Source organism: Holdemania filiformis (assembly GCF_003459085.1).
Taxonomy (GTDB): domain Bacteria; phylum Bacillota_I; class Bacilli_A; order Erysipelotrichales; family Erysipelotrichaceae; genus Holdemania; species Holdemania filiformis.
The window spans coordinates 1-26,288 of sequence record NZ_QRUP01000017.1; the positions used below are offsets into that span (position 1 = coordinate 1).

26 protein-coding genes are annotated in these 26,288 nt (G+C 45.2%); 20 read left to right on the forward strand and 6 right to left on the reverse strand.

The genetic code is table 11. The features are described 5' to 3' along the window. Positions 1-116: 116 nt before the first annotated feature. The 6 genes from DWY25_RS12670 (at position 117) to DWY25_RS12695 (ending at position 4,091) form a co-directional block, all read left to right on the forward strand. Positions 117-503, forward strand: coding sequence for a GntR family transcriptional regulator (locus tag DWY25_RS12670; protein WP_006058318.1), 387 nt, complete (start codon positions 117-119; stop codon positions 501-503). Continuing rightward, on the forward strand, positions 484-1,197 hold the full coding sequence (locus tag DWY25_RS12675) for an ABC transporter ATP-binding protein (protein ID WP_117895534.1): 714 nt from the start codon (positions 484-486) through the stop codon (positions 1,195-1,197). Before DWY25_RS12670 ends, DWY25_RS12675 begins: the two co-directional genes overlap by 20 nt. Further along, positions 1,191-1,991: a hypothetical protein gene (locus tag DWY25_RS12680; RefSeq protein WP_117895535.1), complete on the forward strand. Its 801-nt coding sequence runs from the start codon at positions 1,191-1,193 to the stop codon at positions 1,989-1,991. The genes DWY25_RS12675 and DWY25_RS12680 overlap by 7 nt, the downstream gene beginning before the upstream one ends. A 185-nt stretch (positions 1,992-2,176) precedes the next feature. Next, the gene (locus DWY25_RS12685) at positions 2,177-2,371 is read left to right on the forward strand and encodes a DUF378 domain-containing protein (RefSeq protein ID WP_006058322.1); all 195 of its coding nucleotides are present in this window, start codon (positions 2,177-2,179) and stop codon (positions 2,369-2,371) included. Positions 2,372-2,438: 67 nt separating this feature from the next. Further along, positions 2,439-3,236: a hypothetical protein gene (locus DWY25_RS12690; protein WP_117895536.1), complete on the forward strand. Its 798-nt coding sequence runs from the start codon at positions 2,439-2,441 to the stop codon at positions 3,234-3,236. Positions 3,237-3,611: 375 nt separating this feature from the next. Further along, the gene (locus tag DWY25_RS12695) at positions 3,612-4,091 is read left to right on the forward strand and encodes a type III toxin-antitoxin system ToxN/AbiQ family toxin (protein ID WP_117895537.1); all 480 of its coding nucleotides are present in this window, start codon (positions 3,612-3,614) and stop codon (positions 4,089-4,091) included. Positions 4,092-4,270: 179 nt separating this feature from the next. Here DWY25_RS12695 and DWY25_RS12700 read toward each other — a convergent pair whose 3' ends face one another. Then, the gene (locus DWY25_RS12700; RefSeq protein WP_220412950.1) at positions 4,271-5,326 is read right to left on the reverse strand and encodes a glycoside hydrolase family protein; all 1,056 of its coding nucleotides are present in this window, start codon (positions 5,324-5,326) and stop codon (positions 4,271-4,273) included. A 129-nt stretch (positions 5,327-5,455) separates the two neighbouring features. On the opposite strand from DWY25_RS12700, the gene DWY25_RS12705 reads away from it, so the two are divergent. The 4 genes from DWY25_RS12705 to DWY25_RS12720 all read left to right on the forward strand — a co-directional run bounded on the left by DWY25_RS12705 (position 5,456) and on the right by DWY25_RS12720 (position 11,309). Next, entirely contained in the window at positions 5,456-6,337 is an 882-nt protein-coding gene (locus tag DWY25_RS12705; RefSeq protein ID WP_117895538.1) for an AraC family transcriptional regulator, read from the forward strand. Between the two features lie 391 nt (positions 6,338-6,728). Next, positions 6,729-7,292 carry an aminoacyl-tRNA hydrolase gene (gene pth / locus DWY25_RS12710; protein ID WP_006058324.1) on the forward strand — a complete coding sequence of 188 codons (564 nt, stop codon included), beginning with the start codon at positions 6,729-6,731 and terminating at the stop codon, positions 7,290-7,292. Continuing rightward, a complete protein-coding gene (mfd, locus tag DWY25_RS12715; protein ID WP_117895539.1) occupies positions 7,289-10,732 on the forward strand; it encodes a transcription-repair coupling factor in 3,444 nt (1,147 codons plus the stop codon). The genes pth and mfd overlap by 4 nt, the downstream gene beginning before the upstream one ends. 52 nt (positions 10,733-10,784) lie before the next feature. Beyond that, a complete protein-coding gene (locus DWY25_RS12720) occupies positions 10,785-11,309 on the forward strand; it encodes an AbrB/MazE/SpoVT family DNA-binding domain-containing protein (protein ID WP_006058326.1) in 525 nt (174 codons plus the stop codon). 634 nt (positions 11,310-11,943) lie between these two features. Here DWY25_RS12720 and DWY25_RS12725 read toward each other — a convergent pair. From DWY25_RS12725 to DWY25_RS12745, 5 genes are all read right to left on the reverse strand, one after another. Then, entirely contained in the window at positions 11,944-12,441 is a 498-nt protein-coding gene (locus DWY25_RS12725) for a PTS sugar transporter subunit IIA (RefSeq protein ID WP_117895540.1), read from the reverse strand. A gap of 23 nt (positions 12,442-12,464) precedes the next feature. Then, positions 12,465-13,916, reverse strand: a complete 1,452-nt coding sequence (locus tag DWY25_RS12730) for a glycoside hydrolase family 1 protein (RefSeq protein ID WP_117895541.1) — start codon at positions 13,914-13,916, stop codon at positions 12,465-12,467. Then, positions 13,916-15,295 carry a PTS transporter subunit EIIC gene (locus DWY25_RS12735; protein WP_117895542.1) on the reverse strand — a complete coding sequence of 460 codons (1,380 nt, stop codon included), beginning with the start codon at positions 15,293-15,295 and terminating at the stop codon, positions 13,916-13,918. Before DWY25_RS12735 ends, DWY25_RS12730 begins: the two co-directional genes overlap by 1 nt. Positions 15,296-15,350: 55 nt before the next feature. Continuing rightward, positions 15,351-16,175, reverse strand: coding sequence for a PRD domain-containing protein (locus tag DWY25_RS12740; RefSeq protein ID WP_117895543.1), 825 nt, complete (start codon positions 16,173-16,175; stop codon positions 15,351-15,353). Between the two features lie 244 nt (positions 16,176-16,419). Continuing rightward, positions 16,420-16,839, reverse strand: a complete 420-nt coding sequence (locus DWY25_RS12745; protein ID WP_117895544.1) for a cupin domain-containing protein — start codon at positions 16,837-16,839, stop codon at positions 16,420-16,422. Positions 16,840-16,983: 144 nt separating this feature from the next. Here DWY25_RS12745 and DWY25_RS12750 point away from each other — a divergent pair, with 144 nt between their 5' ends. From DWY25_RS12750 to DWY25_RS12795, 10 genes are all read left to right on the forward strand, one after another. Continuing rightward, positions 16,984-17,247 (forward strand): RNA-binding S4 domain-containing protein, encoded by a 264-nt coding sequence (locus DWY25_RS12750; RefSeq protein WP_039863899.1) that lies wholly within the window; start codon positions 16,984-16,986, stop codon positions 17,245-17,247. Between the two features lie 48 nt (positions 17,248-17,295). Further along, complete coding sequence (gene yabP, locus DWY25_RS12755; protein ID WP_006058329.1) at positions 17,296-17,601, forward strand: sporulation protein YabP; 306 nt, start codon at positions 17,296-17,298, stop codon at positions 17,599-17,601. After that, positions 17,598-18,137: a spore cortex biosynthesis protein YabQ gene (gene yabQ / locus DWY25_RS12760; protein ID WP_117895545.1), complete on the forward strand. Its 540-nt coding sequence runs from the start codon at positions 17,598-17,600 to the stop codon at positions 18,135-18,137. Before yabP ends, yabQ begins: the two co-directional genes overlap by 4 nt. Before the next feature lie 157 nt (positions 18,138-18,294). Further along, positions 18,295-18,633, forward strand: coding sequence for an FtsB family cell division protein (locus DWY25_RS12765; protein WP_244925977.1), 339 nt, complete (start codon positions 18,295-18,297; stop codon positions 18,631-18,633). A 246-nt stretch (positions 18,634-18,879) separates the two neighbouring features. Further along, positions 18,880-19,578, forward strand: a complete 699-nt coding sequence (locus DWY25_RS12770) for a hypothetical protein (protein WP_006058333.1) — start codon at positions 18,880-18,882, stop codon at positions 19,576-19,578. A gap of 320 nt (positions 19,579-19,898) precedes the next feature. Beyond that, positions 19,899-20,156 carry a hypothetical protein gene (locus DWY25_RS12775; protein WP_117895547.1) on the forward strand — a complete coding sequence of 86 codons (258 nt, stop codon included), beginning with the start codon at positions 19,899-19,901 and terminating at the stop codon, positions 20,154-20,156. A 148-nt stretch (positions 20,157-20,304) separates the two neighbouring features. Beyond that, the gene (locus DWY25_RS12780) at positions 20,305-20,715 is read left to right on the forward strand and encodes a GNAT family N-acetyltransferase (RefSeq protein ID WP_117895548.1); all 411 of its coding nucleotides are present in this window, start codon (positions 20,305-20,307) and stop codon (positions 20,713-20,715) included. A gap of 184 nt (positions 20,716-20,899) precedes the next feature. Then, the gene (locus DWY25_RS12785) at positions 20,900-22,465 is read left to right on the forward strand and encodes a flavocytochrome c (RefSeq protein ID WP_117895549.1); all 1,566 of its coding nucleotides are present in this window, start codon (positions 20,900-20,902) and stop codon (positions 22,463-22,465) included. Positions 22,466-22,704: 239 nt separating this feature from the next. Continuing rightward, positions 22,705-24,420 carry an ABC transporter ATP-binding protein gene (locus DWY25_RS12790; protein WP_117895550.1) on the forward strand — a complete coding sequence of 572 codons (1,716 nt, stop codon included), beginning with the start codon at positions 22,705-22,707 and terminating at the stop codon, positions 24,418-24,420. Further along, positions 24,404-26,149: an ABC transporter ATP-binding protein gene (locus DWY25_RS12795; protein WP_244925978.1), complete on the forward strand. Its 1,746-nt coding sequence runs from the start codon at positions 24,404-24,406 to the stop codon at positions 26,147-26,149. The genes DWY25_RS12790 and DWY25_RS12795 overlap by 17 nt, the downstream gene beginning before the upstream one ends. Positions 26,150-26,288: the final 139 nt, after the last annotated feature.

Genomic DNA, 26,288 nt, shown 5'->3' on the forward strand with positions numbered 1-26,288 from the left:
GTTACGCATTTTTTTATTTTTTCCTATCCCTTATCTGTCACAGCCTCTTTTTAGTGTTGACAGAAGTGTTGAATAGTGTTAATGTATTAGTGTACTAATACAGAGAGGAGAAACCTATGGCAATCGATTTTGATTCTAACCTTCCGATTTATATTCAGGTTATGGACTATATCAAAAAAGAGATCGTTTCCGGACGGTTAAAACCTGGCGATCGGGTCGATTCCGTTCGTGATCTGGCTCTGCACTTCGGCGTCAATCCGAATACCGTACAGCGATCGTTATCCGAGCTGGAACGCGAGGGCTTATTAAAAAGTGAACGCACCGCGGGGCGGTTTATCAGTGAAAATGAGGAACTGATCGGATTGGTCCGCGAACAGATGGCGACTTCATGCATCAGCCGCTATGTGAAAGAGATGGAAAATCTGGGGTATGAGGGAGAAGAAATTCTTGCTCAAACAGCCTATTATGTAAAGGAGAGGGACAATGACAACGGAGAACACTAAACCTTTGATTCAGATTCGGGGCCTGACGAAATCCTACAGTCAGACGACGGCGTTGAAAAATGTAGATCTGGATTTGGTTCCAGGGCAGATCATCGGTCTTTTGGGACCGAACGGCAGCGGGAAGACGACACTGATCAAGATCATGAACGGCCTGCTTCGGGATTACAGCGGGGAGATTCTGATCGATGGTCATCGGCCTGACGCGTACACCAAAAGTATTATTTCTTATCTGCCGGACGAAAGCTACTTCAGCGATTGGATGAAGGCCAGCGACGCTCTGAAAATGTTTGAGGATATGTATACAGACTTCGACGGTGCGAAAGCCCGTTTGTTGATGAAGCGGCTGGATCTGAACGCGAATATGCGGATTAAGTCGATGTCCAAGGGCATGAAGGAGAAATTCCAGCTGTGCCTGGTCATGAGCCGCAAAGCCCGGATCTATGTGCTGGACGAACCGATCGGCGGCGTGGATCCGGCAGCGCGTGAATTGATTCTGGATATTATTCTGAACAACTATGCCGAAGACGCGATTGTGCTGATTTCGACTCACCTGATCAGCGACATTGAAAAAATCTTCGACGATGTAATCTTCTTGAAATACGGCGAGCTGGCCATGCATGAGAATGCGGAACAGCTCCGGGCGGAAACAGGAAAATCGGTAGACGAAGTCTTCCGGGAGGTCTTCAAATGCTAAAACTTTTAAAATATGAATTGATTCATGAATGGCGCAGCTACGGGATTATTTATCTGGTTTTTATCGCTGCCTGCGCTCTGTCGCCAATCTTATTTAAAGATCAGATTTTGATGAATCAGGCCATGGTCCATACGTCATCGACGATGAATATGCTGGGTGTGATTTCAATCCTGATCATTACCATTATGACGATGGCGATCATTATCAGTACGGCGATCAACATTGCGCTGAATTACCGGAATTCGATGTTCAAGCGTCCAGGATATCTGACTTTGACGCTGCCGGTTACGACGCATCAGCTGATTCTAAGTAAAGTGCTGGCCGATATTCTGTGGATTCTGATCGCTGGTTTCGTGTTGATGCTGGGCTATACTTTGATGGTTCTGGTCGCCGGGATTCTGGTGGGCCTGGATCTGCCAAGCTGGTCGGAATGGATGCGGTTGTTCTCGCATCTGCACATCGATCTGTCGGATTTAGTGAGATTGTTCCTGTCGTTGGCATTGATTTTCTCAGGCATGGCTGAAATAATCCTGTATGTCTACATGATCATCACGCTGCCGCAGACAAAATTCACGCCGCGGCATAAGACTGCGATCTCCGTGACGTTGTTCTTCGCCATTTCCATTGCGATGGGAATGATTCGCGACAGTTTCTTCGGACCGATGAATCAGCTGTTTCAAGGATTGTCGGTAAACGGAATCATCGCCGTCGAGATCTTGATTACCCTGGCTGTCTGTGCGTTGTTCTATGGCGTCATCTACTTTATACTGGAAAAGAAATTAGAAGTGGAATAAATAAAAGCGATTCTCATGGTTCAATCATGGGAATCTTTTTTTACGATCAATTCTGTTGCCCGCAGACTCTTTTTCTTAGAAAGGAATAGGAAGGACAGGTCAAGTTGAAATCTGTTTCTCAGATTGGAATTCCGCTTATAAAAATCAGAATTCCGGTCATACTAACGACCAGGAGGATCGATGTTATGAAAATGATCAATGGAATTGCTTTGCTTCTGGTCATCGTCGGCGCCGTCAACTGGGGTTTGGTCGGAGCGTTTGAATTCAACCTGGTTTCCTTCCTGTTTGGTCCAGGTACTCTGTTTTCCCGGATTATTTACAGTCTGGTGGGGATCAGCGGTCTGATTGCGCTGACCTTCTTCGGAAGGCTTGGCGACTAACGGAAACCGGCAAAGCTTTTTTTCCTGAGCTAAATCAGGTATAATGTCACCGAGAGGTGACTTTTTTATGAGTCTGTTAATTACGATTGTCTGCTTTGCGATTTCAGCGGGTATGTTGATTTCCCTGCTGACGTTGCTGAAGCGTTCTAAAAAAATGAAAAAACTGATTGCCTGCGTCGATCAAATCGGTGATGAAGCACGTTTCTTTCCCGCGATCGATCAGTTCATTGATTCCATCCAGGATCCGGAGTTTGCGGCAAAGGGTGAAATTCTGAAATTGTGGGGACTGATCAAATATCAAAAGGATCTATCTGAAATTGAAGCGTGTCTGCAGCGGATAGATTTAAGCAAAATTATTATTGATCCGAAGCATCGCCGCCGGAATAAGATTGGATTAAACGAAGATAGTTTTTATTATCTTTGTTTTGCGTGCAGCTTTAAGGCGTACAGTCAGAACAACACGGAGTTGTTAAACCGCCTGCATGAAAAGGTGTTGGAAAAGGAAGATTATTTCCAGGATCAGCTGTTCTATCAGTTGTATACTGCCAGCTGGAACTGGTATACGAAGCAGGGCGACCGCGGGGAAGCGGTATTCCTGGATCTGGCGCAGGGCCTGATCAGGAAAATGAAATGTTCCCGGCAGATGCTGGATATTTACCGGAATATCGCCGCGGCCTTCTTAGCGGGGATCGCGCAGGAGCGCAATGATGCGGAATTAGCACAGCGGGTAGAAAAACCGGTGTCCAGTTGGGCGGCAACCGAAATGGGCGGCAACATTTTAAGGGATCTGGGGATCCGCGAAGTGAGTCAGCTGCAGAGCTGGTCGAAACCGGAAGAGGCAGAAGAAGAAAAGCCGGAAGAATAACGAAACGGATTTTATTTAACCAAAATCTCTTTGATGAAAAAAATATAGAATATTGTGAAAATGATTGGTTAAAACTATCAATTTGTGTATAATATAAATAGCAGAAGGAAACTTCATCTGCAAAAAGTTGGAAGTCCCTAGCCTTAACGGGAGTTGAAAAAGTTGGAAGTCCCTAGCCTTAACGGGAGTTGAAAAAGCTGGAAGTCCCTAGCCTTAACGGGAGTTGAAAAAGTTTGGCAATCTCTTATGAGATTGCCATTTTCTATTGACAAAGAAGCCTACCTAAAACGCAAAACAAACCCAAATGAGTTGAATACTTAGCTGATTTAGTATAAAATTAATTTAAAATAAATGGAAAATTGAAGAGGTTAATTTATGAAAAAATTAAATTTATATACAATAGACGATGATTACATTAACTATTTAAGAAAGTTCGATAAAGTTGTTCCTTATAATAAGTCAGAAACTCGGCCATTTGTTGGGATTGCCTATATGGTTGATGGAATAACATACTTTGCTCCTTTATCAAGTCCTAAACAGAAGCATTTAAGAATTAAGGAATGGGCGATAGATGTATTTATGCTTGACCATGGGAAATTAGGCATCGTCAATATAAATAATATGATTCCGGCACCGAATCAGGTCTTGCATGAATTGTTACCTTTAGTAAAAGATGAAAAATATAAAAATTTATTAAATGATCAATTGGATTTCTTAAATCTCCATAGAAATGAATTGATGAAAAAAGTTAGACATTTTTATCAGCAATACACGAAAGGATATTTAACGGATAACGTTTATTCTCGTACTTGTAATTTTAAATTATTAAACGAAAAATATTCAGAATACATTTAACAGATTAGGGAAATCTTAAGAGTAAATTGATATTTCTGAATAGTGGAGTTTTTTCATGAGGCTCAAAAATATAGAAAAATGAAAAATCAGTACATTTTATTCAAATTTATCTCTGATTAAGTCATAAAAAACGGTACATAAAACTTAGATGTACCGCTCACTAATCACGAAACTAAATTTTAATCTTGCTTTAATGGTATGCAGACAGTCCAGGTATCTGTTGCATCTGTAAACCCTTGTGTTCCATTACTGGTACCAAAGAAAGCATAAGCTGGTTTTCCATTTTCAAATAAGAGAAAAGGACGTTCCAATGAACCCATAAGTTCCTGTTTACCATCATCCCATAATACCAAACGAGAGTAGGACAGTTCGCCTTTTATTGCTTCCCAATGAATTCCATCATCAGAAACGGCATGCATTCCTCCGTGTTTCTGTCCACAGACGTCGCCGCGCATATCTTTAGCGATCATGTGATACTGATTATTTTCTTTCCATACAAAAGGATCTTCGATACTGATAATATCTCTGTTGAATACAGGCGTATCTCTAACCTGTTGGTATGGGCCGGAATAACTTTGGGCTTTGGCTACACCAATTTGCATACTTCCGTGCAAAGTTCCTGTATAAGGAGGTTTCTTATAGGTCCGTGTTTTATAAACTAATAAGATGGAGTTGTCTTCTTCAACGTAAGGTGCCGGATTAGAAGTAAAGAAATTGTCGAACGAATCTGGTCTAGGCAGTAAGATAGGAGAATCTTGTCGAATCCAAGGCCCAGTTAAAGATTTCGATGTGGCAATTCCTATTCTTTTATTAGAGCGCGCGACAATAACGCGAGGATCTTCTTCAGTTAAAATCTCGTCGTCTTTAACATCAGGGAAGGGATGAGTTGTCCCAACATAGTATAAAACATACGTATCTCCAATTTTTTTAATTCTAGGATTAAATACGGAACGGCCATCCCAGTATTCAGCTCCGCGTGCACCCAATATAACTTCTTCAAATTGATAAGGACCTTCGGGTTTATCGCTGCTTGCACGGACAATTTCGGAGTTTAACAACCAGGATGGGTGCATTGCGTGTGTCTTTGGCCATCGTACCGAAAACATATAATATTTTCCGTCGTCATCCGAACGTATAACTGACGCACACCAAACCCAGAATTCTTCCATTTTGAAGCCACCATCGCGTGGGGCAGGGAGCATTTTTTCTTGTAGATTAATTCGTTGATAGGTCATAATTTATTCCTCCTGATCTGGAATAAAGTCTATCATGAAGCAATTTTGTATATTAGATAAGAATATGTCTTTTTTTTTCTATAATGTCGTAAAAATGATATAATTTATAGTACAAAGGTAAATGAAGTCATGGAAAATTATCAACAGGATACTTATTTTCAGTTTAGTATCGGTATTTTGAATTTTACAGTGCTAAGATTAAGCTCAGTCCCTTTTAGCCGTCCAATTCCACAACATCAACATAGCAAAAATGGCTATGAAATTCATTATGTTCTGGAGGGAAAAGGATGCTTGATTATAGATTCAAAGCAGGAATTTATTTTTCCTAACGATCTAATTGTCACGGGCCCGGGAATAATGCATGAAATTATTCCCGGGGACGAGGGTTTAAGAGAATTCTGTTTTTATGTTGTAGTGAAATCAGAAAATTCAGTAGCGATGACTGCTGAAAATCAGGAGATAAAGGATTTATGGATAAGCCACACAGTCTGGAAAACAAACATAAAGGAACCCTTTTCAACTTATTTAAAGCAGTTAAATCAGGAATTACAAACCTTTCAAATAGGTCAGCACGAGGCGATTACAATAATTTTTAAACAGTTCATCTTAGCTTTAATTCGACTTTATGCAGATAGAGAAAGAAAAGAAAAAACATCATATACCGTTCCTGATGCTTTTAGGAAAACCCGAATAGAGAATGAATTTCTTTTTCATAGCGATAGAATTACATTAGGGTCTCTGGCAGATCTTCTTCAGTTGAGTGAAAGACAGGTAGAGCGGTATTTAAAAGAAGAATTTCACGCAAGTTTCAGTGAAATGAAACAACACGCTAAAATTAATCGTGCTATTCATTTGTTAAAAACGACCAAGCTGAGTATTACTGAAATTTCTGAAATAACAAATTTTTGCTCGGTTTCTTATTTTTGTAAAATAATAAAAAACATAACAGGAAAAACAGCGAAGCAAATTCGTGATCATGAATCAATCGACTTGTCTGATCCAGAAGAATAGATATTTTTATTTAGTAATCGAGCAGTTTTGCTTTGGATAAAAAGTTTTTACGAAAAAAGAAAAAACTCAAGCCTTTCCTAGTTCATAGAGATGCAAAAGAAAATCAGATCTGGGAAAAGCTGGAATTCTCTCCCTTGAACAGGGGTTGAAAAAGTCTGGCAATCTCAAAAGAGGTTGCCCTTTTCATTTGAAAAACCAGAAAAGACGAAAAATCAGGTCTGCGGATAGGACAATCGGGCAGAATTCTGATATAATGATCGCGCACGAAAAGGCCGGGATGAAGTGAAATCCGGTCATTTTATGTCTTGTTGGGACCGGTGATACTGAATAGCACACCCGTTCCACAAGCGATTAAATTATATTTATACGAAAAAGACAGGAGGAACGACTTATGAAGTTAATCGTCGGCTTAGGCAATCCCGGCCGAGAATACGAACATACCCGTCACAACGCCGGTTTTGATGTGCTGGACCGGCTGGCCGATCTGTTAAATACCGGCATCAGCCAGTCCAAGTTCAATGCGCTGATCACAACGGTGCGCACCGGTCAGGAAACGATCCTTTTGATGAAACCCCAGACCTACATGAACAATTCCGGGGAAGCGGTCATTCAGGCCGTCCAGTTCTATAAAATCCCGGTCGATCAGATTTTGGTGATCCACGACGACCTCGATCTGCCTGTGGGCAAGATCCGCATTCGCACTTCCGGAAGCGCTGGGGGGCAGAAGGGAATGAAGAACATTATCGATCATCTGCATACTCAGGATATCGCCCGGATCCGCGTCGGGATCGACAAAAATCCTCTCATTCCGATCGTCGATTATGTGCTGGGCAAAGTTCCGGCGGATCAGCGCGAGGACTACCAGGCAGCGATCAACCACGCGGCGGAAGCGGCCAAAGCCAGTATGACGATGCCGATCAGCGACGTCATGAACCGCTTCAACCGCAGCCGATGAATTTCCTGTTAGGCCGGCTGGCAGACAATCCAGCCGTTCAGGCCTGCACGGCGCAGCAACCCTTCCTTTCCGCGTCTTCTCTGACAGAAGAGGCACTGATTCTGGCCGCCAGCTACGCACAAAATCCGCGGCCGATGCTGATCGTCAAAAATAATCTGTATACCGCACAGCGTTTGGCGGAGAAATTGAAATCTCTGCTCTCTCCGCAGGTCTGCGCGCTTTTCAGCGTGGAAGAATCGCTGCGGGTGGAAGCCATCGCCGCTTCGCCGGAAGCCATGGCCGAGAAAGTTGAAACACTGAACCGGCTGCTGAATGAAGATCAGCTGATCTGCGTCACCCACGCGTCGGCGTTGGTTCGCTATCTGCCCTCGCCGGCTCAGTTTAAGCTCTGTACGATTGTTTTAAAGACCGGCATGGACGTGTCGATGAACGAGCTGAAACGCACGCTGATCGCGGCCGGTTATCAACAGACCGCCCGCGTCGACCAGCCGCTGTGCTTCGCCAGCCGCGGCGGGATTATCGACATCTACTCCATTAACAGTGAAACGCCGGTGCGAATTGAATTTTTCGATACCGAGATCGATAGTATCCGTACCTTTGATATCGCCACCCAGCGCACCCTTGAAGTCAAAGCTGAAACCGAAATTGTTCCGGCTTCCGACCTGCTTCTGGACGATGATCAGATAACCTTAATTCAGGAACGCGTCCGCCGCCATCTCGAATCGCTCAAAAGCCGTTATACCCATGGCGAATACGAACAGATCGAGGGCATCATCGACCTCGATATGGAAACGATGCGCGCTCATCTGCGGGAAAGCCGCCTGTATCCTTATCTGAGCTATCTCGATGACAACAGCTCGCTGATCGACTACTGTCCTAAAGCTCAGGTTTTCCTGTCCCATCCCGATCAGATTAAAACCCATCTTCACCAACTGAGCGAGGAAACGACAGCCTATATTCAGGAAATGACACAGGAGCTGAAAATGCTGCCGCGCTTTACCGTCCAGCATGAATTAAACACTGTGCTTGCCGGCCGCAAGATCACGGAAATCGACAGCTTCGATTCGCTGCGCAAGGTTCCGCACGCAATGATCCGCGAGGTTGCGCTGCCCAATGAAACGCTGGCGATGAAGCTGGAAATCGCCCTGAAGGAAGGTCGCGGACGTCAGCTGTATTTCTTCTTGCAGGAACACGAGCTGAAGGAAGTCGTGCCGATCCTCAAAGGCAAGGAAATTCCTTTCCTGATTGATGACTTTAAGCCGCGCGACGAAGGTCTGGTGCTGATTCATCAGGCGCTGGACGAAGGGTTTGAGGCGCTTAAGGAAAACTTTGTCGTCTACACTTCCCATGAACTATTTAAGAAAAAGACCAAGCTGGGCCGCTACGCCTCCAAGTTTAAGGAAGCCGAAGCGCTGAACAGCTATCAGGAGCTGCAGCCGGGTGATTTTATCGTTCATTCCCAACACGGCGTCGGGCAATACCTTGGAATTGTGACCCGTGAGTTCAACGGCGTGCATAAAGATTTCCTGCGTGTTGTCTACAAGGGCAACGACGAGCTGTTAGTACCGCTGGAACAATTCCGTCTGGTGCGTAAATTCGTCTCCCGCGAAGGCGTGGTGCCGAAGCTGAATAAGCTGGGCAGCCATGATTGGGAAAAGACCAAGCAGCGGTTAAAAGACAATGTCAACGAGATTGCCGACCGCCTGGTCAAGCTGTATTCCCAGCGCGAAGAAAACATCGGCTACGCTTATGGGCCGGATACTCCGCTCCAACAGGAATTCGAAGATGATTTTGATTACGACCTGACGCCTGATCAGGCGCTGGCCGTGCAGGAAATCAAAAAAGACATGATGCAGCCCAAACCGATGGATCGTCTGTTGTGCGGCGACGTTGGCTTTGGCAAGACTGAGGTCGCTCTGCGGGCTGCGTTCAAGGCAATTACCGAGGGCAAGCAGGTCGCGTTTTTGTGTCCGACCACGATTCTTTCCCTGCAGCACACCGCCACGGCCATGAAGCGTTTTGAAAACTTCCCGATCCGCGTCGAAGTCCTCAACCGGTTTGTCGTGGAGTCCAAACAGAAGGAAATTCTGCGCGAACTCAAGGAAGGGAAGGTCGATATGATCATCGGCACGCACCGGATTCTGTCCAAAGACGTGCAGTTTCATGACCTCGGGCTGTTGGTCATCGACGAAGAACAACGCTTCGGAGTTGAACACAAGGAAAAGATCAAGGAAATGAAGGAATCCATCGACGTGCTTTCACTTTCCGCCACGCCGATTCCACGCACCTTGCAGATGTCGCTGATCGGCATCCGCTCCTTGTCCCAGCTGGAAACCCCGCCGAGCAACCGGATGCCTGTGCAGACCTATGTCATTGAGAAAAACCGGGCGTTAGTCAAGGAAGTCATCGAGCGCGAGCTGGCCCGGCAGGGGCAGGTGTTCTACCTGTTCAACAACATCCAGGAAATCTACAATGTCGCCCGCCAGATCAAGCAGGATGTGCCGGAAGCGGAAATCGCCGTCGCGCATGGCAAGATGAGCCGCGATGAAATTGAGGAAGTCATGATGCAGTTCACGGATAACGAAGTGAACGTGCTGATCTGCACGACGATCATCGAAACCGGCATCGACATTCCCAACGCCAACACGATTCTGATTGAAAACGCTGATACCTTCGGTCTGGCGCAGCTCTATCAGATCAAAGGCCGGGTCGGCCGCAGCGACCGTATCGCTTATGCCTATCTGATGGTGCGTCCGCGCAAGCAGGTGAACGAGATCGCGCAGAAGCGCTTGCAGGCGATCAAGGAATTCACGGAGCTGGGCAGCGGCTATAAGATCGCAATGCGGGATTTGACGATCCGCGGCGCCGGCGATTTGTTAGGCCCGAGCCAGTCCGGTTTCATTGACACTGTGGGGATTGATATGTATATTGAAATGCTGCAGGAAGCCATCGCCGAGAAGAAAGGCGAAGTCAAACCGGAGGTCAAGGAACCTGTCCGCGCGCAGGTTCAGGTTGACGGCTACATTCCGAAGCAGTTTGCGCCGCTGGATTTTGAGAAAATTTCGCTCTATCAGCGGATTGACGCGACGGCGGATGAAGCGCAGCTCATGGCGCTGAAAGAAGAAACGCAGGATTATTTTGGGAAAATGCCGAAATCCGTCGGCTTGTTGTTTGAGAAGAAACGACTCGATATCCTGTTGAACGAACCGCGGATCGATTCTTTCCGCGACGTTAAAAACCAGATGGAAATCGTCTTCTCCAAAGCCTTTTCCGATCATATCGACGGCGTGAAATTATTTGAAACCTTCACCACGATTTCCAAGGATATTCAGCTCCGGTATGTGCAGGGCAAGATTATTGTCCGGCTTCCGAAAAAAGGAAATGAACTGGCATTGGCGATCGAAGTGTTGGATCAAAGTAAGAAACTGGAAGTTTCATAGAATAATCCGGGGCCGGCTGTCCCATACTATTTGTACGTAAAGGAGAGTCGGCATGAAAGCAACAGGTATAGTTAGAAGACTGGATGACTTAGGGCGTTTGGTCATCCCAAAGGAAATCCGTAAAATATATAAGCTCAAGGAAGGGGATTCGATTGAATTCTTCGTCAACGAGGATTCGGAAATCGTATTGAAGAAATTCTCCGTCCTGAGCGATGAAACGGAGTCGATCACGCGGATGTGTCAGACGCTGCAGGAAGTCACGGAACATCCGGTATTGTTTGTGGAGGACGATCAGATTTTATGCGTCGGTCAGGCGAAGCTGGACGAATGGCGCAGCCAATCATTGTCCGTGGAATTTCAGGAGTGCGTGAAGGCGTATCATGTCCGCCCGTTCGATCAGGTGCGCTTATTCGCCGCCAAGCCGGAAACCTTTAAGGGAACGATCTTCCCGGTTGCGGTGTACGGCGACTGGCTGGGAGCCTTCGTCGTGCTGGAGGAGGATACTCCGCTGCAGCCGCAGCATCTGGATATCGCGCAGGCGTTCAGCCGATTGTTGATCCGCAATCACGAACATTAAGGCAGCTAAACACCGGCTACTGAATAAGCGGCGGGCAGATTGACAGGATGATGAACTAAAGATCTTTAATTTTACCAAACACCGACATAAATTGAATTGATCGCTGATGTTCAGGTAAAAAATGAAAAAACAGGCGTTTAAAGCTGTCTTCGCGTTTGCAAAGAGCGGTTAACGTTTGTTTTATTATACAGAATCCAAGATGAACACCTGGAATTTATACAAATTAAAAGATCCATGACTATATCCAGTTTTTCTTTGCGAGCAGGTCAGGCTTTCTTGTATAGAACGACTAATTATTGGGCAAGTCAGTGATCAAAAAACATTTTGCCGTCAAAGTTTTCATGGCGCAGCTTTTCATCTAGTGCGGGAACAGCCTCCAAATCGGATTCCTGACAACCATATTTTATCGTGTGCAGCACTGTGTTTTTGGAAAGATATACATTGTGCGGACGGGCGGAAGCATGAAGCTGTCGTCTGGACCTAGCTGTTCCGACTGTTGCAGAGCAAGCACGATCCATTCTTATTTCACGATGAAAAATTCCCATTTCCGATAAAGTGAAAAACAGGATTTCATTATATAAGTAAACTATGAAATCCTGTTTCAGTTTGTTTTGATCGTAAAAATATTTTGGCTTTAAGTGAGATCCGCGACTTTATCACCTTTAGATACTATTGAAAGAGGGAGGAAGTTAATTCGTTTTCCGTTAGAGTTAGTAATAATCAGAATAGTGCTCATATCGTACTTTTGTCTAAGTAATTCAAAGTTAACTTTAACGATTTCTTCGCCTACCTTCACCATATCGCCTTGTTTTTTATTCAGAATCTGAAAACCTTTTCCTCTGGCGTTGACGGTATCTATTCCAATATGAATTAAAATTTCTACACCATTATTCATTGTAATTCCAAAAGCATGACCTGTTGGATACAACACTGTTAATTTGCCAGAACAAGGAGCGCAAATTGAGATATTTGGTCCTTTAAAAATAAAGGCGATTGAGTCTCCCATTATTTTTTTAGCGAAAATCTGGTCGCTGACTGTAGTAATATCAATCATTTCACCATCTGCCATTGCACAGATAGTATTGCCAAAGCATATTGGAATAATTTCTTTTTTCTTAAAAAATTTAAACATAATAATCAGAATCCTGCTTCATATTAATCCAGGTCTTCGCCATTGGTAGAGATGACTTTTTTATACCAATAAAAAGAATCTTTCCGGTAACGGTTATATGTTCCATTACCAAAATTATCAGCATCGACATAAACAAAGCCATATCTTTTTTCCATTTCACCAGTAGAGGCGCTGACTAGATCTATACATCCCCAAGGGGTATAACCCATTACCTCAACACCGTCACCAATAGCCTCATTAATTGCAAGAATATGCTGTCTTAGATATTCGATTCGATATGGATCGTGGATGGTACCATCAGATTCCAATATATCTTTAGCTCCAAGACCGTTTTCAGAAATAAATACAGGTATAGTATATCGGGAATATACTTCATTTAAGAAAAATCTTAATCCTATCGGATCAATCATCCATCCCCACTCAGTTTTCTTTAGATACGGATTTGCAGTACCAAAAACTAGATTTCCATAAGTTTTCTCTATTTCATTATCTGTGGTAATTACTCCTGAAGAATAGTAGGAGAAAGAATAAAAATCAACTTTTCCTTCTTCCAAAATTTTATCATCATCAGTTTCTTTCTTTATTTGAATATGATGTTCTTTAAAATATTTTTTTGAAAAATATGGATATTTCCCTCGCACCATTATATCTCCGCAGAAATAATTTCCCATATTCACTTCAGTTTGATTTTTTAAATTATCTTCTGGTTTACAAGAATATGGATAAGAGGTCATAGAGCCTATCATACATCCAATTTTATTGTCAGAATCTATCTCATGACCGAGCTTGACGGCTAGAGCACTGGCTATGAATTGATGATGAAGAATCTGATAGGCCAAGTTTTCCTCTTCTATTGTTGGTTTACCAAAAAAATTCATTGTGCGATTTTCTTTAAGCGCACCATTAATAATAAGTCCATTGGGGATCATTTTGCCAATGTTAATTTCATTAAAAGTAAGCCAATAATGTACCAGGCCTTTATATTCAGTGAATAAAGTTTTACAGTAACGAACATATAAGTTAATTACTTTCCGACTGCTCCAACCTTTATATTTATCCACCAAATGCATAGGAATATCAAAGTGTGAAATAGTTACCATAGGTTCGATATTGTATTTATGGCATTCTATAAATACATTTCGATAAAAATCCAGGCCTTTTTGATTGGGCTGAGTATCATCTCCCATAGAATATATTCTGGACCAAGAGATTGATAAACGATATATCTTAAAGCCCATTTCCCCTAACAGGCGAATGTCATTTTTATAATGATGATAATGGTCAGAGCCGGTATGATATGGATAAATACGTTGACTGTCGTTTATATAAGTGTATTCTCTTGGCTTGTCATTAACTAGATCAGCCATGGCAAAGTGATCCATAGTAGAATCTCCTCGCCCATCTTCATTCCAAGCACCTTCAAATTGATTAGCGCAAGTTGCGCCACCCCATAAAAATTCATCAGGAAAATTCATCAGGCAACCTCACTGTCATCCTTATATAGGATGTATGTCATTGCGAAAGAAATAATGAAGCCGATTATAATTGAAATAATAGCAAATATCAGATTGGTTCCGACCGGCCCAATAAATATTGGCATTCCAAATAATCCTGTACTTCCAGGAAAAGCATAACAGTATACTTGGGTTAATCCTGCAAACAGTCCAGCGGCAGCACCGCTGACTACAGAAGCTAACATAGCTGTTTTATATTTTACGATAATCGTATAAAGAACAGGCTCAGTTACACCGCCGACGATAGCGGAAACAGCTCCAGAGACAGCGATAGATTTCATATTAGTGTTTTTGGTTTTTAATGAAATAGCTAAAGCAGCACCTCCTTGGGAAAAGTTGGAAATAAAATTAGCTATACATAAAGCGTCTTTTCCAACCGTCATCATCGCTGTAATAAAATAAGGTGTCAGGCAAGAATGCATGCCTGTCAGAATAAGTAATGGCATTAAAGCGCCCATAATTGCTACGGCAATCGGGCCGAATACACCATTAATCCACATGACAGCTGTAGAGAATAATGTACCTATTATATTGCCCAGAGGTGCAAGAAAACATAATGCGAGCGGAATCATTAACAATAGTGTTATAACGGGAACTAGAACCGATCTGATACTATTTGGACAATGTTTACTCAAGAACTTCTCAATATAAGACATTCCGAATACACAGATAATCGTCGGGAAAATAGTATTTGAATAGTTCACAGCGCTGACTGGTAATCCGAATACTGTAATAGGATTACCAGAAGAAACTAATGAGATAAATGTAGGTGAGAGCAGAATGGCTCCAATCGCCATGCCTAAACCTAAACTGCAACCAAACTTTTTTGCTGCTGTTGCCCCGACAAAAATAGGGAGAAAATAAAATATAGCGTCCGCAACAAGGCTCAATATTGTGTAGGTACTACTTTCAACAGATAAAATGCCTAAATTGGTTAACAGCATTACTAATACTTTCAACATTCCTGCTGCAAGTATGGCAGAAACTAATGGAGTTATACACTCTGCAATAGCGGTAATAACAGAATAGATTGAAAATTTACATTTGTTAGCATCGAGATTTTCATCTATAGGTTTTTCTTCTTCCAAGCCAGCTTTCCTGCAAGTGACGCTATAGGCATCATTAACATTTTGTCCGATAATTACCTGAAGCTGATCGCCTGACCATTGGCTACCCAAAACACCCTCAATTTTGTTTATATCGTTTAATTCAACAACACCACGATCTTTTAAGTTGAAACGCAAACGTGTAACACAGTGTGTTAAATTATTGATATTTTCTTTTTCACCTACAAGAACTAGTAATTTATCAGCAAGTTCATCGTAATTTTTTTTCGACATATTTTCTCCATTTCTTAATCTAACCTGATCTAAAAAAGAGGTCAGGTGTATGATCTTATTCTTTTTTACATAGTTTATTGAGATGGAGCATTAGATATAATTCCTCTTCTTCGTCCATCTTAAAATTGAGTTTTTCTTCTAAATAAATTTTTATTTCTTGAACACAAGATACAGTATCTGGATAACTGTTCCGAACTGTTTTATATATCTGACAATTAGAACTATCGATATGCATACCGGTCTGCACACGTTTTAACATATATTGCAGATGAGCAATAAATCGTGCATAATTAGCTGATTTTCGATCGATATAAAGATTGAAATGCTTAGACATGATTTCTGTTGTTTCATTTAATATTTCATTCAAAACACTATAACTGATTTCTTTATTGATTGCTTGTTCCGCATTGATGAAGTGCAGAGCGATGTTTGCCGCCTCAGCCTTAGGCATATAAATATTTAATTTATGGAAAATGATATGTAAAGCTTTTTCACCTACCTCATATTCTTTTTCGTAAAATTGACGAATATCATATTCGATAGGACATTCAATAACCATTCCTTTATTTATTCTCTGTATTGCAAAATTAATATGATCTGCAAGAGAAAATATAATATTCGGACTTATCAAAGCATTTACATTCTTTTTGAAAAAATCTATAATTTCTTCCGATATATCAAATACAGGCTGTGCAATTTCATTCATCAAATTGATATACATTGGATTGATTCCATAATAAGTTTTTTGAATTTTACTTAGATCTGTAAGTTCATAAGGAACTGACGGAAAGCCGATGCCGGTACCGATAGCAACGATTTCAGTCCCTTTGCTGTCTAAACAGATAGCAGCATTGTTATTTATTTTTTTTAAAACCTTCATAGAATCCTCCTTTGCAAAATCAGTTATTTAATATTATTATTTGTTCCTTATTACTCTCCTTTCCCGTTTTTTCCGAAAAAAAATCGGAACTACAACTCAATTCACAAACATAAAACTGTTTGTATCGAGGTGAAGCCTCCGAAGAGTAACTCTCTTGATTACAACTTGATTATCACAAATATTGAAAGCGGTGTCAATATCTTTTTCGCTTTTGCTTAAACCTTTTGTTGTAAGTTTACAAAGTTCAAAATAATTTTGAAGCGCTGACAGTACGCAGCTTTTCGTCCAGCTCCGGCGCCGCTTCCCAATCGGGATCTGAACAGCCATATTTTACCGTATGCAGAACTGTGCCTTCGGAAAGATAGACATTATGCGGAAGACCCGGCGGAAGCATGAAGCTGTCATCGGGGCCTAAGCGGCGGAAGGTTAATTGTTCTGACTGCCGCAAGGCAATCACGATCCACCCTTGTTCCACAATATAGAATTCCCGTTTCCGGTGATGAACATGGCTGAACTGCCATCCGCTTTGTTCCGCGCTCAGCGTCAGAATATAACTGCTTCCGGTATCCCGGGTCAGGCGAAACCGCAGCTCGCCGTTATCCATTTGATGATGCACTGGCTGGATGCCGAACTCCAGCGCTTGCTTGTCAGTCAGTTTCCTCATTGTTTTTCCTTCTTTCTTTCCGAACAGTATAAACCGGAAATAAGACATTGAACAGAGGCAGGAAGAAATTAGAGCGGCTCTGAAAGCAGCCCGGGATTAAAATACGAACTAAACTATGGTATGATAGGAAACAGAGGTGATGAAATGCGATTGGATAAATATTTAAAGGTGGCCCGGATCTTAAAGCGACGCACAGTATCGAAGGACCTGGCGGATCATCAGCGCGTGCTGATCAACGGGAAAGTGGCCAAACCTGCCAGCGAAGTCCAGGTCGGCGATCTGATCACCGTGATTTTCGGTCAGCGTCAGCTGACGGTGCGCGTGACGGAAACCGCTCAGTACACTCGCAAGGAAGACGCGGCTTCGATGTATGAAGTCGTGGAGGAAAAGCGTGTTGAGCTGGAATAATCGAAACCTTCTGTTCATACGTTGATAAGGAACAGGAGGTTTTTCTTTATGAGTGAAAGTTTGTTATCCAATCCTTTGAAATTTGAAACGAATCCGTATCATAACGTAGTGATGAAAGACCGCAAAAGTCTGGATCTGACAGGCGTTAAGCAGATCGACAGCTTTGACAGCAACGAATTTCTTTTGGAAACCAGCCAGGGCTGGATGCTGGTGCAGGGCAAGGATCTGACGCTGGGCAAGCTGGACACAGAGCGCGGGGAGGTCAGCATCCATGGTCTGATCGACCGACTGGAATATATCGTAAATAAAAAAGGGCCGGGCAAGGAATCCTTTTTAGGTAAGCTGCTGAAATGATTCTGCTTCCCCAGCAGTTTCAGGCGCTGGTCTATCATTTTTTCAGCGGCTGGGTATTCGCCCTGACCTGGAGCGGCATGAACCGGCTGACGTGGCATTACCGCCGCCATTTTGTGCGCTGGGTGATCGAAACGCTTTACTTTTTTATCTTTGTCACGCTGATGTATGCCGGTCTGCTTCCGATTACCGGCGGACAGACGCAAATGTATCTGCTCGCTGTCTTTGTGCTGGGCGCCGCAGTTTACCTTAAATTCTACGCCATGACATTTTCTCCCTTGTTTGAAGGGATTGTGCGCAGCATCGTAAAGCAGCTGACCGGATTTAAGAAACAAAAAGCGAAAAGTCAGGCAGCTTTTAAGCATCGTCAGGAAATCCGGCATAAGAAAAGGGCCGAAAAGCGGCAGAGTAGAAAGCTGAAGCATCAGAAAAAACAGAACGAAAAGCAGTTGAAGCGGCAAAAGAAAAAGGAAAAACATCAGGCTAAACAAAACCGGAAACATCCCGGCCGCATGATGCCGAAGGAAGAATCCGGCTAAAGATAGGATTCTTTTCGTGGTTTCCCATTTCAGGCGAGGTGCCGCCGCAGTCAGTTCACCGGAGTTTCACTTGCGTTTAAATGATTTTTCAGTATAATAAAGATGCACCTAAATTTTTATCATTTTCGCAAAAAAACAGGCGAAGGAGGAATTGAACTTGACAGCTGAAAATAAAAATGAGCCGAAAACCGCCAAACCCAAGGGACGGAAAAAACGGAGCATGCTTGCAAAGTTCATCAGCCTGGTCGTAATCTGTTTTTCCCTGTTTATGCTTTACGGCGTAGTCAAGGAAATCTTAACGACGATGGAATTGAAGCGGCAGATCTCCCGGGTCGAGGAAGAACTGAAAACACTCCAGGAAGAAAATAAATATTTGACACTGCAGCGGGATAAACTTGAAGATCCTGCTTACGTACAGAGCTATGCGCGGGGAAGCTTTATGCTTTCCAAGGAAGGCGAACAGATATTCTATCTGCCGTCTGACGACAAGAAATAGCCAGGGAATACGCAATCACAGCCGGGTCTTGAAGACCCGGTTTTTTTGTTTTCCAGCGCTCGGATCCCGGCCCGCCTGAAAGAATGAGGTAGGATTACCTGAAAAACAAAGGAAAAATAAGCGATTTCCAGAGGATAAATCCTTATAAATCAACTATTTTTCATACAACGACACGTTACGCGGGATTTCGACAAACCCCAACCCCTATAATGACGCTGTCAAGGTAAAGAAAGTGAGTGAATAAGGATGAAGGGTCCGGGAATCAACGATTATTTAAGAATACTTCAACAGAAGAAGCAGGAGGCACATGACCGAGGGGAGAAATGGATAGAAATTAGTTCCAAAGAACTGCATCAGGAGGTGTCGCCGGAACACGCGACCATGCCGACCTGCTGCCAGGCGATTTACAAGCTGTTATATCAGGGCGATGATATTCTGCAGCGGCCGAAGGGACAAACTGGTTTCGGTTCGCATTTGCGGGTTCGGTACTATGTCGACAATCTGACGGATCGGGAAGTCATGTTCCCGCCGAAAAAGCGCGGCCGGCCTGCGAAGAGCGAAGAACAGAAGCGCCGCGACCGGATGATGAAAAGCAGCCGGAATACGGAAGACCTGCGCCGGATTTTAGCGGCCTGGTTAAATGAACGCGGATGGCAGACAACCGAGTTTCCAAATAAAATTCAGGCGGAAAAAGATGGAATTACCTGGATTATCGAGGTTCAGGGAACGCATCGCGGCCGCCGTCAGCCGCTGCCGGCGAAGATCAATTCGATTCTCAAAGATATCAGCGAGGATACAGCCAGCTCTATTCGTTACAGCGTTGCGTTTAACGATTCTTCGGTGTACCGCAAGCAGTGGAGCGAGATTCCCAAGGTGGTAAAAAACAAGCTGAATGTCAGCGTTATTCTGGCAGATAAAAGCGGGAATATCCAGGAAGTTAAATAATTGTCAGTTCAAGGCATAGAATCCCCCCTTAACGGAAAAACAAAGAAAGATCCCTCATTTTGAAGCGGATCTTTTTTTTGTGTGTGAAAGTGAAGCGTTTCAGATTGCTTTCATGTAATCTTGGTAACCGCGGTGATTGCAGTAATGGAGATCAAGATGAAAATTCATTCAAATTCCCAGGAATTGGCTTAAAAAGTAGACTTTACCTGACGATTGAAATATAATAAGAATTATTGGAAAAACCGTTTATTTTCGACATAATCAGGCCCGGTGCAAAAGGTCTACTTTATTAGACACGCTTGGAAAGACAGGTGATAAAGGTGGAAGTTTTCGGGATCAACAGCGCGATCGAGCATATCTTGATCTTCTTAAAAAATGAAGTCCAGGCCGCGGAGCTGACGGATCTGAGGAAATCCGATTACCGGGAACCGCTGCTTGCCGTTCTAATAGAATGTCCGCTGGGCTTGTATCGTTTGGAAACCTGGCGTGAAGTTTTTCGCTGGCTGAACTGGACGCTGGAATTTTCAGATTATGATGAATTGAAAGTTGCGTTGGAAAATGCGCGAATGAAGCAATAATGTTAAGAACTGCGGGAGCGGTTCTTTTGCTTTTCGATGAAAAGGAAGCTTTGAGCATAGACTAAAATGGAAGACGTTCATTGCTTTGCGGCCGGGCAGAGAGGCTGTTTCTCAGCGGTGATCGGATAAAAGAAACGGAGGAAACGTCATGATAATTCAAACGCTGCGGGCGGGGCGGGAACAGGAAATCCTGCGTTTGTACGAGGTGGTCGGCTGGACAGCTTATTTGAGCCAGCCGGATCGGATAAAACCGGCTTTCGATCACTCGCTCTGCGTGCTGGAACTGTGCGATGACGAGGATCGGCTGTTAGGCTTTGTCCGTGCGGTTGGCGATGGAGAAACGATCCTCTATATCCAGGATTTGATTGTCGATCCCTCCGTACAGAATCAAGGCTGGGGTACGCTGCTGCTGAAAACGATGGCGGATCGGTATCCGCAGGTTCGCCAGAAAATCCTGTTGAGCGATGATGTTGAGAAAACGCTGCGCTTTTATCGTCGGTTGGGCTGGCAGCCGGTAAGTGAGCTTCATTGTCAGGCATTGATCAAAATCATTCGTTAAAGCTTGGCCATAAAAATCAAGATTAATAACTCAATAATCAGTTATTAATTTCTTTTCGTTATGAATAAAAGCAAAGGAATAGCGGGTTTTAGTAAATTGTGTATAATTTGTGAAATTTTTCTTGATTATCTGTCTTAAATTGATATACTAAAAACGCAAAAGCATTTGCAAAGGAGAGATTGAAATGAAGAAATTAGTTGCTCTTACTCTTGCCAGCTTGATGCTTCTGGCGGGCTGCTCCAGCACGCCGAAGAACGATGGCAACGAGGCAACACCGACTCCGGAAGCGGCAGCGACAGAAGCTGACGTTATCGTCGTAGGCGCCGGCGGAGCGGGCATGACAGCGGCGATCGAAGCTGTAAACGCAGGCAAGTCAGTTATAGTGATTGAAAAGGCAGCGATGACCGGCGGCAACACCACGCGTTCTACCGGCGGCATGAACGCGGCGAATACACCGGAACAGGATAAGAATGACTTTGCGGAAGAAGCGGGTGTCGAAAAGATGCTGGCGAGCGCGAAGGAAAACTATCCGGATTTAGCGGAGCTGACAGCGACCGTGGAAAAGCAGTATGAAGAATTCAAAGCCAATCCGACAGGTTACTTTGATACGGAAGAACTGTTCATGCTGGATACGCTGGTCGGCGGCAAGAACCTGAACGATCACGCTTTAGTTGAAGTTTTGGCGAACGAAGCGAAGAACGGCATCGAATGGTTAAAGACAATCGACGCGAATCTGTCGCAGGTTGGCAGCTTCGGCGGCGCGAGCGTTAAGCGGATTCACAAGCCGGTCAACGATGAAGGCAAGACAGTCGCAGTCGGTTCTTACCTGGTTCCGAAGCTGACAAAAGCAGCGGAAGACAAAGACGTTCAGTTTGTTATGGAAACGGCGGCAACTGAATTAGTCGTTACTGACGGCAAGGTTACCGGCGTCAAGGCTGGCGATACGACGTATACCGGCAAAGCAGTGATCTTAGCGACCGGCGGCTTTGCGGCGAATACGGAAATGGTTCTGAAATATAAGCCAAGTTATGAAGGCTTTGTCTGCACGAACGCTCCAGGCATGACGGGCGACGGCATCGCGATGGCGACGGCCATCGGCGCGGATACGGTAGATATGGAACAGATCCAGATCCATCCGACAGTTTCTCAGGAAACCAGCGCGTTGATCACAGAAGGTCTGCGCGGCGATGGTGCGATTCTGGTCAACAGCGAAGGCAAGCGGTTCTTTGACGAAGTCGGTACGCGTGATGCGGTATCGGCAGCGGAAGTGGCGCAGCCGGGCGGATTTGCATGGCTGATCGTTGATAACAAGATGGTCGAAGCTTCCAGCGTTATTGCCGGCTACATCAAGCAGGGTCTGACGGTGGAAGGCGCTGATGTTGAAGCTTTGGCGGCGGCGATGGGTGTCGACGGAGCGGCTTTAGTAGAAACGATGGACAAGTGGAATGCTTGCGTCGAAGCCGGCAAGGATGAAGAATTCGGCCGGACCAGCTTTGCGAACAAGCTGGATGAAGGTCCTTACTACGCGATCAAAGTGGCTCCGGGCGTTCATCACACGATGGGCGGTCTGAAGATTAACACGAACACGGAAGTTCTGGATGCTTCCGGCAATGTGATCCCGGGTCTGTATGCGGCAGGCGAAGTCACGGGCGGTGTCCATGGCGCTAACCGCTTAGGCGGCAACGCAGTGGCGGATATCATCGTCTTCGGACGGATTGCCGGCCAGCAGGCAGCGGCTTACGCAAACTAAGCAAGATTTAACAAGTGAGGTACAAGAACGGATGTTCAGTAATGAATGTCCGTTTTTTTATGAAATTATCGTTAAAAATGGAAGTTTAAATTCTCTGTTTCATTTATTTTCTTTTTATGAATGCTATTTTTGAACTGGAAAGTTTACGTCAGACTGGTATAATGATAGAGAAAAGCTTAGCTTGCTAACAGTTGGTGAAGGAAACTAAGTGATCGCAGAGGGGGGAATGAGAATCTGTTATGAAACTATTAAAGAAATATTTAAGGCCGTTGTTAAAAGCGATGTCAGTCAGCTTTCTGATGAAGTCGTTGGGAGCTCTGGCGGTGCTGTTGCTGCCCTATCTGTTGGCGTATGTGATCGACACAATCGTGCCGACCAAGGACATTCAACGGATCGTCATCTATGGCTTGATCATGATTGCCGTATCCATTGCCGGCTGGATTTTTGACATCAAAGCGAACCGGCTCGCGTCCCGCGTCGCCCGGGATGCGACCATTCATATCCGGCATGATCTGTTTGAGAAAACGATCCGGCTGTCCTGCCGCAAAGGAGATGAATTTACAATACCATCCCTGGAAAGCCGTCTGACCAGCGATACCTACAACGTTCACCGAATGATCGGCATGATTCAGCGGATGGGGGTCCGCGCGCCGATTCTGTTGATCGGCGGGATAGTGATCACGCTGATTATGGAACCGGTGCTGGCGCTGGTGATGCTGGCGACGTTGCCGTTTATCACATTTTTGGTTTATTCGAAAGCCACCAAGGGTATTCCGATGTTCACCAAGGTGCAGCGGGCGCAGGACCGGATGGTATCCGTCGTGCGGGAAAACGCCCAGGGTATCCGCGTGATCAAAGCGCTGTCCAAAGCGGATCATGAAAAAAAGCGTTATGAAAACGTCAATACGGGACTGGCGAATGAGGAACTCAAGGCCAACACCCGGATGGCAGCGATTAATCCGCTGATGAATCTGTTTATGAATCTCGGTTTGGTGGGTGTCATTCTGGTCGGCGCCTGGCGGGTCAACGGAGGTCTGAGCGAAACCGGCAAGATCATCGCCTTCACCAATTACTTTACGATCATTACCAACGCGATGATGTCGATCAGCCGGATCTTCGTTATGGTTTCCAAGGGAATTGCCAGTGCGGACCGAATTGAGGAAGTGCTGCAGGCTCATGATGAAATGGAGATCATCGCCGACGATTCGCCGCTGAATGACAAGATCGTTGAATTCGATCACGTCAGCTTTTCCTACCTGGGCGTCAAGGATAACGTCGAGGACATTTCGTTTGAATTGAAAAAAGGCCAGACGCTGGGGATTATCGGCGCAACCGGTTCCGGCAAGTCGACGATTTTGCAGCTGCTGATGCGCTTCTATGACGCGGATGCCGGGACGATCCGGATTCATGGCCGCGATATCCGCAGCTATGATCCGAAAGAGCTGCGGAAGGAATACGGCATCGTCATGCAGAACGATTTTATCTTCCAGGATTCTGTCCGGGAAAACATCGCCTTCGGCCGGCCGATCGACGACGAGCTGCTGGATGAAGCGACGCAGATCGCTCAGGCTCGGCCGTTTATCAAAAGCCTGACCGACGAATTCGATTATAAGCTGAACTCCAAAGGCACCAACCTTTCCGGCGGACAGCGCCAGCGGATATTCTTATCGCGGGCGTTTGCCAACAACCCGAAGATTCTGATTCTGGATGATTCCAGCTCGGCGCTGGATTATGAAACAGACGCCCGGCTGCGCAAGGCGATCAATACGCACTTTGCCGACACGGCCAAGGTGATCGTCGCCCAGCGGGTTTCCAGCATTATGCACGCGGATGAGATTCTCGTGCTGGATCAGGGAAAAATCGTGGCCCGCGGAACACATGACGAGCTGATGCAGACGAGCGAGATTTATTCGTCGATCAGCGACAGCCAGATGGGAGGTGCGCTGCTTGAATAGAAAAGCGACGATCCGGCGGTTGATCGGATATTTAAAGGAATCCAAGTTTCTATTATTGCTGGCGTGCGTGACGACGATCGTCGCCAACGTGCTTGCTCTGTACGGTCCGAAGCTGACCGGCATCGCGATCGATGCGATCGGCGGACCGGGACAGGTCAATTTCGACAAGGTTCTCTATTACTGCGTTCTGATGATTCTTTTCTATGTTATATCCAGCGTGCTGACCTACATCCTGCAGATCATTCTGCTGCAGGTGTCAAAGAAGATCACGCACCGGATGCGCAAGCAGGTCTTCGATCATCTGCTGGAACTGCCGGTCAGTTATTTCGACCGCAACCAGACTGGTGATATCGTATCCAAGATTTCCTATGATATCGACACGATCAACACCTCGCTGTCCAGCGATATTCTTCAGCTGGTCACCGGGGTGATCACGGTTGTCGGCTCGTTGTTGATGATGCTGTCGATCGCGCCGGTATTGGTGCTGGTGTTTGTCATCACCGTGCCGATCACGCTGGTGTTTGCGCGCTATCGGATGATCAAAGTCAAGCCGCTGTTCCGCCGGCGTTCGCGCAAGCTGGGCGAACTGAACGGCTTTACGGAAGAAATGCTGTCGGGAAACAAGACGATTAAGGCGTATGGTCAGGAAGACACGATCATCACAAAGTATGACAGCCGCAACGAGGATGCCAGTCAGGCGTACTACACCGCGGACTATGAGGGCAGTATCATGGGGCCGTCCGTCAACTTCGTCAATAATCTCTCGCTGTCCTTAATCAGTATGTTCGGTGCGATCCTGTTTCTCTTGGGCAAAATCACGATCGGCAACATTTCCTCGTTTGTCATGTATTCACGGAAGTTCTCCGGCCCGATCAATGAAACAGCCAACATCATCACCGAGCTGCAGACCGCGGCGGCTGCGGCGGAACGGGTGTTCCGGCTGCTGGACGAACCGTCGGAAATTCCGGATGCTCCGGACGCCAAGGTTCTGATCGACACGAAGGGCATGGTCGATATCGATCATGTCAAATTCGGATACACGCCGGAGAAGGAAATAATCCATGATCTGCGTCTGCATGCCGATCCCGGTCAGCTGGTCGCGATCGTTGGTCCGACCGGAGCGGGCAAGACGACGATTATCAATTTACTGATGCGCTTCTACGACGTCAACGAGGGTGTGATTTCAGTTGACGGTTATCCGATCCGCAATCTGTCCCGCGACAGTCTGCGCAAGGCGTTCACAATGGTATTGCAGGACACCTGGCTGTTCCAGGGCACGATTGAGGAAAACGTCGCTTATGCCCGTGAAGATGCGACGCTGGAGGAAGTCATTGACGTCTGTAAGAAGGCGCATATCCATGACTTTGTGGAAACGCTGCCGCAGGGCTATCAGACCGTGCTGACCGATGACGGCGTGAATATTTCCAAAGGCCAGAAGCAGCTACTGACGATCGCCCGGGCAATGCTGTCCAACGCGCGGATGCTGATCCTGGACGAAGCGACCTCCAATGTTGATTCCCGCACGGAAATGGCGATCCAGGACGCGATGCTGGAACTGATGAAGGGACGCACGTGCTTTGTCATCGCGCACCGGCTGTCGACGATCAAAAACGCCGATGTGATTCTGGTGCTGAAGGACGGCGATATCATCGAATCCGGAACGCACGACGAACTGCTTCAGGCGCGCGGTTTCTATGCCAAGCTGTTTAACAGTCAGTTTGAAAGTTGAATTTCGCAGCGATCAGAAACTTAATTTCTGGTCGCTTTTTTAGATCCAGGACATTGCTTTCTTGATTCCGTTCAGATATAGGTTTTAAAATTTGACTTTTGAGTGAAATGCAAGGAAAGTGTGCGATAATAAAGACAAA

Coding starts and splice junctions, on each gene's coding strand:
- DWY25_RS12790 (WP_117895550.1), top strand. CDS start 22,705: ATGAAACTATTAAAGAAATATTTAAGGCCGTTGTTAAAAGCGATGTCA.
- DWY25_RS12705 (WP_117895538.1), top strand. CDS start 5,456: ATGGAAAATTATCAACAGGATACTTATTTTCAGTTTAGTATCGGTATT.
- DWY25_RS12695 (WP_117895537.1), top strand. CDS start 3,612: ATGAAAAAATTAAATTTATATACAATAGACGATGATTACATTAACTAT.
- DWY25_RS12675 (WP_117895534.1), top strand. CDS start 484: ATGACAACGGAGAACACTAAACCTTTGATTCAGATTCGGGGCCTGACG.
- DWY25_RS12720 (WP_006058326.1), top strand. CDS start 10,785: ATGAAAGCAACAGGTATAGTTAGAAGACTGGATGACTTAGGGCGTTTG.
- DWY25_RS12770 (WP_006058333.1), top strand. CDS start 18,880: ATGAAGGGTCCGGGAATCAACGATTATTTAAGAATACTTCAACAGAAG.
- pth (WP_006058324.1), top strand. CDS start 6,729: ATGAAGTTAATCGTCGGCTTAGGCAATCCCGGCCGAGAATACGAACAT.
- DWY25_RS12785 (WP_117895549.1), top strand. CDS start 20,900: ATGAAGAAATTAGTTGCTCTTACTCTTGCCAGCTTGATGCTTCTGGCG.
- DWY25_RS12670 (WP_006058318.1), top strand. CDS start 117: ATGGCAATCGATTTTGATTCTAACCTTCCGATTTATATTCAGGTTATG.
- DWY25_RS12745 (WP_117895544.1), bottom strand. CDS start 16,839: ATGAGGAAACTGACTGACAAGCAAGCGCTGGAGTTCGGCATCCAGCCA.
- DWY25_RS12730 (WP_117895541.1), bottom strand. CDS start 13,916: ATGAATTTTCCTGATGAATTTTTATGGGGTGGCGCAACTTGCGCTAAT.
- DWY25_RS12690 (WP_117895536.1), top strand. CDS start 2,439: ATGAGTCTGTTAATTACGATTGTCTGCTTTGCGATTTCAGCGGGTATG.
- yabQ (WP_117895545.1), top strand. CDS start 17,598: ATGATTCTGCTTCCCCAGCAGTTTCAGGCGCTGGTCTATCATTTTTTC.
- DWY25_RS12685 (WP_006058322.1), top strand. CDS start 2,177: ATGAAAATGATCAATGGAATTGCTTTGCTTCTGGTCATCGTCGGCGCC.
- DWY25_RS12750 (WP_039863899.1), top strand. CDS start 16,984: ATGCGATTGGATAAATATTTAAAGGTGGCCCGGATCTTAAAGCGACGC.
- DWY25_RS12740 (WP_117895543.1), bottom strand. CDS start 16,175: ATGAAGGTTTTAAAAAAAATAAATAACAATGCTGCTATCTGTTTAGAC.
- DWY25_RS12735 (WP_117895542.1), bottom strand. CDS start 15,295: ATGTCGAAAAAAAATTACGATGAACTTGCTGATAAATTACTAGTTCTT.
- DWY25_RS12780 (WP_117895548.1), top strand. CDS start 20,305: ATGATAATTCAAACGCTGCGGGCGGGGCGGGAACAGGAAATCCTGCGT.
- DWY25_RS12700 (WP_220412950.1), bottom strand. CDS start 5,326: ATGACCTATCAACGAATTAATCTACAAGAAAAAATGCTCCCTGCCCCA.
- yabP (WP_006058329.1), top strand. CDS start 17,296: ATGAGTGAAAGTTTGTTATCCAATCCTTTGAAATTTGAAACGAATCCG.
- DWY25_RS12680 (WP_117895535.1), top strand. CDS start 1,191: ATGCTAAAACTTTTAAAATATGAATTGATTCATGAATGGCGCAGCTAC.
- DWY25_RS12725 (WP_117895540.1), bottom strand. CDS start 12,441: ATGTTTAAATTTTTTAAGAAAAAAGAAATTATTCCAATATGCTTTGGC.
- mfd (WP_117895539.1), top strand. CDS start 7,289: ATGAATTTCCTGTTAGGCCGGCTGGCAGACAATCCAGCCGTTCAGGCC.